8 protein-coding genes are annotated in these 12569 nt (G+C 54.3%); 2 read left to right on the top strand and 6 right to left on the bottom strand.

Annotated elements, in window-relative coordinates:
* Positions 1-386 precede the first annotated feature (386 nt).
* Positions 387-923 carry a hypothetical protein gene (locus Pla22_RS10945; RefSeq protein ID WP_146514646.1) on the top strand — a complete coding sequence of 179 codons (537 nt, stop codon included), beginning with the start codon at positions 387-389 and terminating at the stop codon, positions 921-923.
* A gap of 150 nt (positions 924-1073) precedes the next feature.
* On the top strand, positions 1074-2105 hold the full coding sequence (locus Pla22_RS10940) for a transglutaminase-like domain-containing protein (protein ID WP_146514645.1): 1032 nt from the start codon (positions 1074-1076) through the stop codon (positions 2103-2105).
* A 148-nt stretch (positions 2106-2253) separates the two neighbouring features.
* Here the strand turns inward: Pla22_RS10940 and Pla22_RS10935 are convergent, their stop codons facing one another.
* The 6 genes from Pla22_RS10935 to Pla22_RS10910 form a co-directional block, all read right to left on the bottom strand.
* A complete protein-coding gene (locus Pla22_RS10935) occupies positions 2254-3585 on the bottom strand; it encodes an ABC transporter permease (RefSeq protein WP_146514644.1) in 1332 nt (443 codons plus the stop codon).
* Positions 3586-3659: 74 nt separating this feature from the next.
* Positions 3660-4481, bottom strand: coding sequence for an ABC transporter ATP-binding protein (locus Pla22_RS10930; RefSeq protein ID WP_146514643.1), 822 nt, complete (start codon positions 4479-4481; stop codon positions 3660-3662).
* Positions 4478-6322 (bottom strand): efflux RND transporter periplasmic adaptor subunit, encoded by a 1845-nt coding sequence (locus tag Pla22_RS10925; RefSeq protein ID WP_146514642.1) that lies wholly within the window; start codon positions 6320-6322, stop codon positions 4478-4480. The genes Pla22_RS10930 and Pla22_RS10925 overlap by 4 nt, the downstream gene beginning before the upstream one ends.
* Before the next feature lie 351 nt (positions 6323-6673).
* Positions 6674-8071 carry a UTP--glucose-1-phosphate uridylyltransferase gene (locus Pla22_RS10920; RefSeq protein WP_146514641.1) on the bottom strand — a complete coding sequence of 466 codons (1398 nt, stop codon included), beginning with the start codon at positions 8069-8071 and terminating at the stop codon, positions 6674-6676.
* Positions 8072-8147: 76 nt separating this feature from the next.
* Positions 8148-8978 (bottom strand): lipoate--protein ligase family protein, encoded by an 831-nt coding sequence (locus Pla22_RS10915; protein ID WP_146514640.1) that lies wholly within the window; start codon positions 8976-8978, stop codon positions 8148-8150.
* Between the two features lie 9 nt (positions 8979-8987).
* The gene (locus Pla22_RS10910) at positions 8988-12563 is read right to left on the bottom strand and encodes an ABC transporter permease (RefSeq protein WP_242631933.1); all 3576 of its coding nucleotides are present in this window, start codon (positions 12561-12563) and stop codon (positions 8988-8990) included.
* Positions 12564-12569: the final 6 nt, after the last annotated feature.

The following is a 12569-nucleotide window of genomic DNA, read 5'->3' as shown; positions in this document are numbered from 1 at the left end:
CGAACGACGGACGAGTACGAATCTTCAAATCAATAAGGCCATGAGTTCGGCCGGATCGCAAACGACGGATGAAAGCGAAGGCGCGGAAGCCCCGTTGCATGCTGTCATCAAATTGTTGCTCAAAAAAAACGATGTTGCGTTTGCACAACACAGATAGCGTCGTACTTTTGAGCGGCTAATCATCGAGTTGGCCGATAAAGCTCGCTATGCATTTGAAGGAAACAATAATGATTACTCGCAGTTGGACGGTTGTAGCGGTGATAACGCTGCTCAGCCTCAGCAGTGGCTGTTCTGGAATGAAAAATTTCCTTTTCGGTCGCGGTGCGCGATGTGGATTGTGCACCAAATTGGCTACCCCATTTCAAGGTCCTTGCTTTGGCAACACGATGGCGGCACCCTTGCCCGCTGCGCCGACATGCCAAGCTCCTGCTTACGTGCCACAGCCTTACGCTGCGCCACAACAACCTTGCGCCACTCCGAACTACCAAGCTCCCACTTGCGGATGCCAAACACCATCAACATACGACCACGGTGGATACGCCAGCGGTGAATGTGGATGCGGTGTTGGATCGCAGTCGTATGACACAGGGTACTACGATCACGGCGGATACGAGACCGGAATCGTCGCGGATCCCTACATGGGTGGACAAAGTTACGGATCACCCTCGTATGGCACCCCCGTTTACGGTGGATCATCCGATGGCCCCATCTCACCAGGCCAGATCATCAACGGTGAACGCGTGATCTCTGCCGATCCACCTATGCAAGGCGGTGTTTCCGGTGGCTACGTCCCACGCAATTCCGTCCCTAGCAACGTGCTTCCTAGCGGCCCGATACAACCGGACCAATTTGAAACACGTCGCAAGTTCGACACCGATGGCAACAAAATCCTTTGGGAAGAGCCCATCAACGGTGGCGCCTAGGCATCAATCTTCCTTTGACTTTGGCACCAGCGAGTACAATTCGAAATAGCGAGCGACGGCTCGGAGCAACAGCGGATCATGATGCAGCTACGCGTCATCAAATCCTTGCTGCAGCTCCGGCCGTCTCTTTCATTTCCGCGAGAACGAACTATGACCAGCCCTCATCATTCCGACATCGAACCGATCGCTCCGCAACCAAGCTTGGGACGACGCGCGCTGCTTTCGCAATTGGGAAGCCTTTGCGCCCTGGCAACCCTCTCGCAACGATGCTTTGCCGCGCCGGATGACGACGATACGACCGGCGAACCTGCGGCGTCCCGATTGACCTATGAGGGTCCGCAGACTCAGCGTTGGAAGTTTGGCTTATCGTTCAACACTCCGGTCACGTGTACGAACGTGTTCGCTACCTTCGTTGTGCCGATGGAATGGCCTGAGCAAAAACTGACCCCCATCAACCAGACGATCGACAACGGAATCACCGGCTGGGAAGTGAAAGAGCTTGTCGGCGGTGCCAAACAGGTCCTTGTCCAGATGGCGAGCGTCCCGGCCGGGAGCACGAACGAAATTTCGTTTGAGTTTGACATCGAGCGCACTCGCATCCTGCCGCCCGAACAGATCGACGATCTTGTCATCCCCAAACGGCTATCGCGCGATGAGAAAATCTACATCGGCAACAGCCCTCACATTGATGCATCAAACGGTCGCATCAGAAAAGTGTCGCGCGAACTCGGTGAACGCGAAGCGGAAAACGACTGGGATCGCGTTGAGCAAATCTACGACTTTGTTCGCAAAGAAGTGGAATACGTAGAAGGGCCGATTCGAAACGCATCCGACGCGTTGAAAGATGGCAAAGGCGACTGCGAAGATCTAACGAGTCTGTTCGTGGCAATCTGCCGAAACCTTCGCATCCCAGCTCGAATGGTATGGATTCCGGACCATTGTTATCCCGAGTTTTACCTAGAAGATTCGCAAGGCAACGGAACATGGTTTCCCTGCCAAGCGGCGGGCACTCGCATGTTTGGCCGGATGGACGAGTACCGACCGATCTTGCAAAAGGGTGACCGCTTCAAGGTCCCTGAATCGCGAACCCCAGTGCGGTACGTTGCCGAGTATCTAAAGGCCGATCGCAAAGGCAAGAAGAATCCACGGCCAACCTGGATTCGCGAAATGATTGACGTTTAGAAACGGTTTGTTTCGCAACTGGCCCAGTCGCGCGAGCCGCGGCTCGCGACGCGCAATCACATTGGATTGCTGCGAGATCGCTAGAAACTCGCAAAGACGACTGCCGCTTCTTTAGCGGCAATTCTTGCAGTGCCCACTCGGCACGTCACTATTCGTGGCGAAGTGCTTCGATTGGGTTCATCTTGGCCGCTCGCATTGCCGGATAGAGTCCGCTGATCAATCCCACCGAGACCGCAATCACAACGGCCAATGGAATCGTCCAGTAGACAATCGACGGTTCCGCTTCACGAATGGCGGCCGGTAATGCAGCGAACTTGTCAGGCAAGCTTCGTTTGACGAACCAAATCATCGTTCGGTACATCGGCAAGCTAGATAGACCTATCACGATTCCCAACAGAGCACCGGCAAAGCTAAGAACAATCGTCTCGGCCAAGAATTGCCGCGTGATGTCCCCCTGCTTCGCTCCCAATGCTCGGCGAATCCCAATCTCTCGTGTTCGCTCGGTAACACTAGCGAGCATGATATTCATGATTCCGATGCCACCGACGACCAACGAAATGCAGGCGATCAAAATACCAATCCCCATGAACATCAACTTCATGTTCCGGGCTTGTTCAAGCAGTTCGAGCGGTACGACGACTGCAACATCATTGAACTCGCCGTGAGTTTGATCCATGATGCTTTCGATTAACGCGGCGGACGTTTTGACCGATTCTTGATCCTTCGTTTGCAGCGTAATTTGGTTCAATTCCATGATTTCCATCTGAAATTGCCCTGCACGACGCGTGACAATCGTGTCGCCAATTCGCTTACGGATCGTGCCCATCGGCACATAAACATCGAGCGAGAAGTCCTGCGAATCGAGGGAACCACCGATCGCCGCCGATGGATTTCGTGCTTCAACGATTCCGACAATCTTGTACTTGTCGGTATGTTCAGGAATGGTGACTCGCTTACCTAAAGGTTCTTCGTAGGGAAACAAGCGTTCGGCGACGCCTTGCGAAATGACACAGACGGTTGCCGAGCTAGAATCATCAGCATCCGACAAGAATCGTCCGCCTCCCTCGCGAATCTTCAAGTGATTTACGTCGGCGTATTGCGGTGTACAACCGACCAAGCGTCCATCAACGATGTTGTCGCGGTAGGTAAACTGACGCCGAATTTCGCGGACGGGAACGGCGGTTTCAATTGTGGGAACGTTGGCAAGGATCTTGTCCAGATCGCTGCGCAGTAACCCGTATTGGCTCGCCTGCATCCCCGCCATCTTGTCGTCCGGCGGCTTCTGACTGCGGACGATGATGGTGGTGGAACCCAGCGATTCAATTTGCTTCTGAACTTGATCGCTTGCCCCCTGACTGATCGCCGTAAGCACAATCACGGCCCAGACACCAATCATGATGCCAAGCATCGTCAGGCCCGTTCGAAGCGGGTGCAACGCGAGGCTTTTGATGCCTAGTCGCCATGTACGAAACCAAACCACGGTAGCAGCTTAACAATAAAAAGGAGAGAACCAGGGAAACAATGAACGCGACAATCAACGAGAGCTCAACGAGGCTACTCGCGGGCAAGCAACTCTTTCACAGCTTGCGCCTGCCGCGCCCGAACCGCGATCCGTCGTTCTTCACTTACGATTTCGTCGGTGTGAAGCATTCCATCTTTAAGTCGCACGATACGCTTGGCTCGCTCAGCAACATCGTCTTCGTGCGTCACCATGATGATCGTGCGGCCTTCGTTATTGAGACCGTCAAAGATCGCCAAAATTTCGTCAGTCGTTACGGAATCCAGGTTACCGGTCGCTTCGTCAGCAAGCACAAAGTAAGGATCGTTAATCAAACTTCGGGCGATCGCCACACGTTGCTGTTGACCACCAGAAAGCTGAGTGGGGCGGTGATCGAGTCGATCGCCTAAACCCACCAATTCGGCCAGTTCAACGGCCCGCGCTCGTTCTTTCGCGCCAAGGCGTCCTTGGTAATAAAGCGGGACCTGAATGTTTTCAACAACGCTGAGCTGTTGGATCAAATTGTAGGATTGAAAGACAAAGCCAATTCGCTTGCTGCGAATTTCAGCGAGTTGGTCGTCGGTCATCGATGCAATGTCGTCCTCACCGAGCATCAGCGAACCGCTGGTGGGCTTGTCGAGACAACCAAGCAAATTGAGCAGCGTACTTTTCCCGCTCCCCGACGGTCCCATGATCGCAACGTAATCGCCTTCGGGAACGTCAAACGAAACGCCGCGCAGGGCGCGAACGGTTTCGCTTTTCAGCACATACTCTTTGGTCAATTTACGAATCGACGTCGCTAACCGTTTCGGCTCGTTGTTCGATTCGTCACTGTGATTGGGCAACGGAGTAGTAGCATACGCCTCAGACATACTCATCCCTGTCCTCCGCCGCCGCTTGGCCTACCGCCACCGCCGCCACCGGGTCGTCCACCACCACCGGGCCGGCCTTCGCCGCCTCCTGCTCTGCCTTCACCGCCTCCCGCTCGGCCTTCGCCACCACCGGGTCGACCGCCACCAGCTCGTCCTTCACCACCAGCTCGTCCTTCACCGCCAGGTCGGCCTTCACCACCGGGTCGTCCGCCAGCGCCTTGCCGTCCACCGCCGCCGCTCCACTGTCCTCCGCCTCGACGGCCTTCGCCGCCTTCACTTGCGTCACCGGAAGCGGAACCTTGCGATGCGACCGAATCGGCTGCTTTCGCATCAGCATCGGCCTTGGCCGCCGCCGCATCACTTTCACGAAGCTGCGCGCCCATCTCACGAATCTCACTATTATCGACTTCGCTGATCTCAGGCAAATTCATTAGCGAAAGGTGCTCTCGAAGGTTCAGCACGATACGATCGTCTTCCGACAATCCGTTTTTGATGCTCGCCATCGTGTCGTTGGTCGCTTGCAATTCCACCTTCGCAGTTTCAAACGACTTGTTGCTTCGTTTGACCAGCGTGAACATCTCGCCACCGTGTTCGTAAAGTCCCTGAATAGGAATCTGCAACGCGTTGTCGAGCTGTTCAACAAAGATTTGCACCTCAGCCGTCATACCGGTTCGAATGCTTTCAGGTGGATTCAGAATCTCAACGAGAGCCGCATATTCTTTAATCGACGAGCTAAACCAACTGCCTGGTTCTGCGTAGCGATTGACCTTGGTCACTCGACCGGTCAACGTCAAACCCGTGATAGCGTCGATGCTGATCTTTGCCGGCATCCCAGGTTTGACCAAAGTGATCCGCGACTCATTGATCTTGCAATTCACTTGCATGCGAGTTGGATCGGGCAATCGGATGATCGTTTGACGTTCACGAACGGTCGCCCCCGCTTCGACGATAAACTCTGAATTACCACCACGACTGCTGAACTTATTGGCGTGAACAACCACACCGTCCGACGGGGCGTACATGACGCACTTGTCGATCTGCCCAATGATTTCGTCTAGCTCTTTGCGTTCTTCCCTCAGCTCGCTGTCAGCAGCGGAAAGTGCCGCTTCAGCAGCCGCGATGTCGCTGTTGTATTGAACCAAGAACTTGGCTTTGGTGAGATCGCGAAGTACTTTTAGCCGGTCTTGAGCCGATTCGAGCTGAGTGTTTGCGTTGGCAACCGCATAACGGTCAGCATCGAGTTGCAAAGCTTTCACCAAGCCTTTGAACACGAGCCGCTCGCTGGATTGAAGAGCTAGCGTCGCACGTCGCTTGTTCTGCTCTGCAATTTGGATCTCGCTTTCAATTGCCCGTTCCTCAGTTGTGAAGATACCCTTTAGGTACTCTTCCTTTGCGATGATGGCTTGTTCAAGCATTGCCTTCGCGGTGGCCGCGCGAGCTTCCGCGGTGATGACCTGGATGCGTTGTTCCTTTTCGTTCAATTCGAGCTCGGACGTATCCAACTCGACGAGCTTGTCACCCTTTTTCACCCGGGTACCTTCGTCGATGACCCATAGGATCGAGACGCCACCCATTCCGCGAGCCTTCACTTCGCAAACAACTTCCTTGTTCACGCTGCTCTCGACTTCGCCCTGTTCCAACACCACGTGATCAAATGACCCCCGTCGCGCCACTTCGGTAATTAACTTGGTCGCGTCGATCTCATCGTCCGGGGCGTATACAAAACGATACCCCACAGCGGCAACGACGCCGACCACGATCAAACACACTAACAATCCACCAAGTAATCCGCCTGTCCGCAGGGAACCGCGATGATGGAAATGATCTCGAGCATTGAAGTTCAACATGAACACTGCAGGTGGGAGAGAGGGAAGGGAAGGAAGGTGTTGGCAGCAATACAGAGATCCTTCTCTCGCATCGCGCAAAGTTCGCGCATGGCGATTTTCAAGCAGCCGGTTGCCTGACTAGAAATCCGCCTAGGGCATAGAACCCCGCCGCAGGGCTGAGGTTTCGCCGTTTCCGGCCACCCTTACCCAAATCTTTGGCCAAAAGAGCGATCCACGCACGAAAACCAACATCCTGTCGCCGCGGACCGAAGCTTATGTCGCCAAAGTCAGTTTTGCGCAGCCGCCGTACGCTGATAGCCGCCTAAGTAATGATTGCCGGCTGTCGAGTGTAACCGACTACCCCCATACTAATCACTCATCCAAATAGACGTTTGCCTCGATTGTCAGATCTGGGTCGACCTTTGCGGATAGTTCCGATTGAGTCAGCGCGAAACGAGGGTTGATCTCGACCAAAACCTCCTCCGGCACAGCGATTCCTGCTGACTCGAACCATCCGCGATACAGATCCGAAACCGCTTGGCGAGCCAAGGACGCGGTATCGGTGGCCGCACCCTCTGCATTCTTTACCGGGGCAAACGCCTCGCTGGGCAGGGATTCGACGACAAAGGCGTTTTTGGCCTGAGGCAGCAAGTCAAAAATAAACCGCTCGAATTTCACTGCGTTTGGCTCCGTGGGCTCGACCCATTCGCCCGCGTCATTCACGTAAGGCACCTTCTTCGACGCTCGGTGAAATGGCAATGCATCTACCGATTGACTCACTCGCTTTAGAAAATCGACGTCAATCACATGAACAGCAATATTGCCCGCCCACAATTTCAACTCGCCGTTTTCGTCCGTTGCCTCGGCGGCTTCGTCTGGCAAGTCGCTGTACTCGATGATCTGCACATCTCCGTTGACGAGGACGACGTTGCCGACTCGTTCGGTGGGATAACGTTTTCGAACGACCTGAGTGGTGAGTTCACTTTCGGCCATCAAGTGATGACCGATCAGTGCGGGGTCGCAAAGGTTGGCGAGCGGATTGTCTACCTGAATGTACGCGAGGTACTTCACGCCCCGAGCATCGCAATCATCTAAGCAGCCATTGCGTTGCAGGGCTCGGACGGTTCCCCCGTGGCCATCTGGACTCAACGCAAGCGAGTCGGGCTGGGCCAGCAGCAATTCGCCGGTCTTTGCATCGACCGCCGGCATAGTACCTTGCTTGAAAATGCGGACCTGATTGGGATCAAGACCAAGGTAGTCATTCGCTTGGAAGTACTCACGGGTTTCCGAGTCGGTGGCCTCGCTGGTCATGACGTAAAGAGGAATGACCACTCCGTATTTTTTGCCCACCGCGACAAGTCGATCCGCGAAAAACTGAAACAACGTCCGATTTGATACGGGACCAATGGGGAACATTCCTTTGGGTTGATCAAAACCCAAGCGAGTTCCCTGACCCCCGGCGACAATGATCGCGCCCACCTCGCCGCTGGAAAGCGCTCGTTCCCCACATGCAACCGCTTCGGCAAGTGTCCACGATGCTCCGCTTCCGTCGGCTCGAACCGAAGGTGGCGACTGGGCCGCCGCAGCCATCGCCGCAAAATCTTGCTTTTTATCCTGACCCGATATCAACGCCTTGAGTTGCTGAAAGTCGATGTCTTCGAGTTGTGATTTCAGCTTTGCTTTCTGCGTGTCATCGAGGGACGACCAGAATCGAAGAACTGATGATTGACCGTGAGTTTCGAGCGTTTTGCGAAGTGTTTCGTCTGTCATGAGTTTGAAAAGAGTTCTTCAAGAGTTAGAAAAAGGTGCGTCGCAACGATGTGCCGTCCAGCACATGTATAAAAAATCAATGCCGAAACCGCCAACTGTCATCGTCATATCGGGACTGACGCAAATCTAAGACCCGTCGATGATAGTTTGCGGCATCGTATTGCCCGGTAACTCCGAACGACTGGCACAAGTCATCTGCCAATCGTTCAGCCACAAGCGGAACATTCGTCACAAATCGTTCATGTGAGCGCTGGTTTCGATAATCGGGCTGCCTCGGTGCAAACTCTAGACAACGGGCAAGCAGGGGCAAATCAAACCCGTACAAAATCGTGCCATGATAGAGCAAATGATGCTTGGTGATCCGCAAGCTGTTGCCTGAAAACTTGCAATCACCCCAGGTCAAATCACAAATGCCTTGACGCCGCACTTCAGGCAATTGAACCTGTACCGCCGACAAGACGCGGGACATCACATAGTCGTGCGCGGCGTCGATTTGCTTTAAGTGTGGCTTGTCGTGATGTGCGACCACCACGCTGTACATCAAACACCCTGGTCCGCCGACCACACTGGCACCGCCACTGGCCCGACGTTCGATCGTAATCCCATGCTGTTCGCAAAATGGTCGGTTGACTTCATCGCCCACTCGCGATGATCTTCCGAGCACAACCACGTGCCGATCAAAGGACCAGATTCGAATGCGTTCGGAATCTTTGGGGTTGGCATCTTCGCGATTTATTGGTCCAAGTTTCGTATCTTGATGGCCATGCGATGTCTCGTGTTCCTGACGCGTTTGCGATTCGCTTCGCAACGCATGCTGGCCGTCCGCTTCCAGCAACATCGCTTCGTCGAGCGCGAGTTGTTCGGTTGCACTGAGATTCGAAAAATGAGCCGCTTGGGCTGAGGTCACTCGAAGCATCTACTCACTACGCAAAGATTCGAGTAACGACATTGAACTGACGCGGCGCACCGCAAACACTCCGGCCAACATTCCAAATGCCATGATCAAGACCACCATTACCACCGGCTCGATTAACGGCGGACGAATCCCGGCCAACCAAGCGTGAGGTAAAACGGCCAATACCGCGCACACCACTCCCAATCCGATTCCAGTAATTAAGAGCGAAGCGGTTTCGGTCATCAACACCGTTCCGAGTCGCTGCTGAGTGAATCCGTTGGCCCGCATCACGGCCAACTCCTTACGCCGTTCAAGCACACTTCGCATTTGAGTGACCGCCAAACCAATAGTTCCCAACAGCAGTCCTAACGCACCCAAGCTTTGAAAGGTTCGCAGATAAGTGTTCTGCACCGCCAACATACCTGCTAGCACATCGCGTGAGGAAGAAACGTCCATCCCCACATCGCTGAAACGGCTTTCCAACGATTCGACAATCGCGTTCATTTTTTCATCGCCATCGGATGCACGACCGCCGCCAACCAAAAAGTATCGGTAGCCGCTGATGTCAGGGAACGATGTTTCAAAGTTCGCTTCCCCTATCATCAACTTGCCCTGCAGCACCGAGTTCGCTAACAGACCAACAACGCGGAAATAGACAGGCTTGTTGTCTTCGTACTCAAACGCCTTTACTTCACCGACACCGCCGAGCATCTGTAAACTCCACATTGCCGTATTTTGGTCGATGACCACAGGAATCGGGTCTTGTTCTGTTCCCTCGGCAGCGACGCTAAGCAAATCCCAGGGCGATTGATCTTGTGCCAACGCAGCCGTCGAAGCCCATTGAAATCTCTTGTCCGGATCGCGACTTTCAAGCTGAGCCGACAACGAACGGGGAATCCCCAACACGGTTGGCTTGGTGGCTTGATACAGGTTGTTGCAACTTGCATCTTGTTCTAGCCGCAAACGCATTGAGACGATGGAAACGCCATCGAGGTCCTTGGCGTCGGGGCCCATCATTTCCGACCGAACGCTGGCATCGTCAATGTCGCGATAAACGGGGTGAGCCGACTGGGCGATCAACTCGTAACCACCGATACCGCGATCATCCGGCCTTAACTGAAACGCATTGATGGCGATGATCAAGAACGACGCAGACGCCATCAGCCCGATCGTCATCGCGCTGCGGAGCGGACGTCGCGACGCGTTCCGCGAGGCCATTTGACCCAAAGTAAAGCGAGATGCACGATCGACGTTCGATGATGCCGAGTGACTTCCTTGATGATGAAGACGCCGAGGATGATGAAGACGCCGAGGATGCTTCAACTTGGCGTAGATCAACAACATACCAGCGACCAACAGCATCATTCCCGATACCACAAATCCGCCCGCCGCTGCTTGGCCACCCACCATCGCTCCCGCGACCGCTGCAATCACCGCAAGAATTAAGATGATCCCGGCAAGTAGGGGAAACCGACGCGTTGTTTTTTCTGGCCGCGATTTCCCCGATACGATCGTTGTGCTCGGCAATGCAGTATCCACATCTTCACCGCGCAACAAGGTTTGAGGCTGGCATCGAAGCAGAGACCGCGTCGTCCAAACGATCGTTAGCATGGCCACCGACCACCCCGCCAAACCGCCTCCGATCAAACTGATGGGCGTCCAATGAAATTTCAAGAACGGAACCGTCACGGCACCGACCCAGTAGGAACGCAGTGCTGCCAGCACACCCATGGCATAAAGAATGCCGCCGACCACGCCTAAAATGGCTCCAACGGTTGCAACGACGGCACTTTCCCCCAGCAACCACCGACGCACACGACCGCCGGTCCATCCCGTGGCCATTAGGGTGCCGATTTGCCGAGTGCGTTGAATCAACCCGAGTCGAAATAGCATTGCGATCAACAGGATTGCAGAAACAATCACAAAGAAACTGAGCGCTAAGAACAGACCGTCAAAGGGCGTGGTTCCCTTGGACGCTTTTAACTGCTGTTCACGAATCGGTCGAACTGTCCAACCAAGTTCTCCCCAATGCGGCCTGAGCAGATGGGAAAGTTTCTCCCGCAAGCCTTCACTTTCGGTTTCCGTTAGCTCTTCGAAACGGATGCCAGTTGTTTCACCAAAACGGCTACCAAAGAAACGCTTCGCGTCGGCTAGTGGCATGAAGGCTTTGGGTGTCAGCCGATGATTGTTCCAATAGGCATCGTCTGCCTTGGAGATGGTCCGCTCGAGTTGAAAGGGTAAGTCCCAATCGCTAATCGATTCTTGGTCGGTGACACCTGGCACAAGGGGCGTTAAATCCGAATCGTTGTAGAGCGTTGGCATTTGATCAAACACCGCATCACGATTTCGTCGGTACGGCTTGGCCGGCTCGGTGATCGGGACCACTTGAGTAACGACGGCTTCAAAACTACGCTCGATCTCTTTGCCGTTTTCAACTTCTGGTTCAAAGTAAGCGACTCGCAACGGGTCACCAACTTTCACGTCGAGCTGCTTGGCTGTCCAATCATTGATAACCAAAGGCACCACCCCTTCCGCGGTGTCTTCGGGGAGCTCGTAATTTAGGGGAAGCCATTCACTCGGATCGATTCCCGTAATGGTGCTGTAAGGAACCGATGCGACGATCTCTTGTTCGGCACCGCGTTTCTCAATCGCGTTGGCAAGATACGTGGTGACTTCAAGAATTTGGTCACTGGAAAACTCATTCTTAATCACGCGAACGACGGGCTCGGGAAGCAACAGTTGATCGCTGGTCAGCGAGTCGTATTGAAACACCGTTTGTTCTTGACCATCCTCGGATTCGAAAGTGCGGTGAATTTTCCGCAGCGACAATCCAAGGTCTTCCAAGTCCACTTGCATCGCATCCATGTTGACTTTGCGATCAAACAACAACATGTTGGCTTGTCCATCGCGGTCAAGGACTTCACCTACCAAAGCTCGACTGAGGTAAATGTTTTGCGGCGATGCCTGAGACGCGGTGATTGAAAAACGCCCGAGTCCTTGGTCGTCGATGATGTCGGCCACAACCATCCGTGGCAAACCCTCGCTGCTGAGATCTCGCCGGCCAAGGGGGCTATCCGCGGGCACTGCTTGCTCGGTGGGCAAACGCACTGTGATCTCGTCACCTTTGACTACGCCCAATTCGGATGCGGCTGATTGGTTTAAGACCACACTGTTTTCACCGGGCAGGGACGCAGGCTTAGTCTCTAAAACATCCAAGTCCCAAAAATTGGCATCGCAGCCGATGATTTGAACCGATCCGGCGCGACGTACACGCCCGGATTCGGACTTTGCTTCCGCAATTCCACTGGGAAAGAAGATCAACGCTACCGGATCCCATTCCGACGGCGCGACACCATCGGAAACGAAGAATCCGCCGGGCGCTACGATCGACTCGGTGCTGCCAAGCCGTTCTATGGTCAACGAACGCAGGCTCCCCCGCATCGAATCGCCAACCAACAATGCCCCCGTGATCACCGCAGTGGCAGTTGCCACTCCCAAGGCTACCGCAAGGGAAATTCGCCAATCATGACGCAGCGATCGACCGACCATTCGCCGAAGTGAAAAACCGGCTGACGTTTGCGAAGGAGATGAATTCACGGACGA

The sequence above is a fragment of the Rubripirellula amarantea genome (assembly GCF_007859865.1).
GTDB lineage: Bacteria > Planctomycetota > Planctomycetia > Pirellulales > Pirellulaceae > Rubripirellula > Rubripirellula amarantea.
Note: the sequence above shows the minus strand (reverse complement) of the source record. Positions and strands in the feature narration are given on the sequence as shown.

Coding starts and splice junctions, on each gene's coding strand:
- Pla22_RS10945 (WP_146514646.1), top strand. CDS start 387: ATGGCGGCACCCTTGCCCGCTGCGCCGACATGCCAAGCTCCTGCTTAC.
- Pla22_RS10940 (WP_146514645.1), top strand. CDS start 1,074: ATGACCAGCCCTCATCATTCCGACATCGAACCGATCGCTCCGCAACCA.
- Pla22_RS10930 (WP_146514643.1), bottom strand. CDS start 4,481: ATGAGTATGTCTGAGGCGTATGCTACTACTCCGTTGCCCAATCACAGT.
- Pla22_RS10925 (WP_146514642.1), bottom strand. CDS start 6,322: ATGTTGAACTTCAATGCTCGAGATCATTTCCATCATCGCGGTTCCCTG.
- Pla22_RS10920 (WP_146514641.1), bottom strand. CDS start 8,071: ATGACAGACGAAACACTTCGCAAAACGCTCGAAACTCACGGTCAATCA.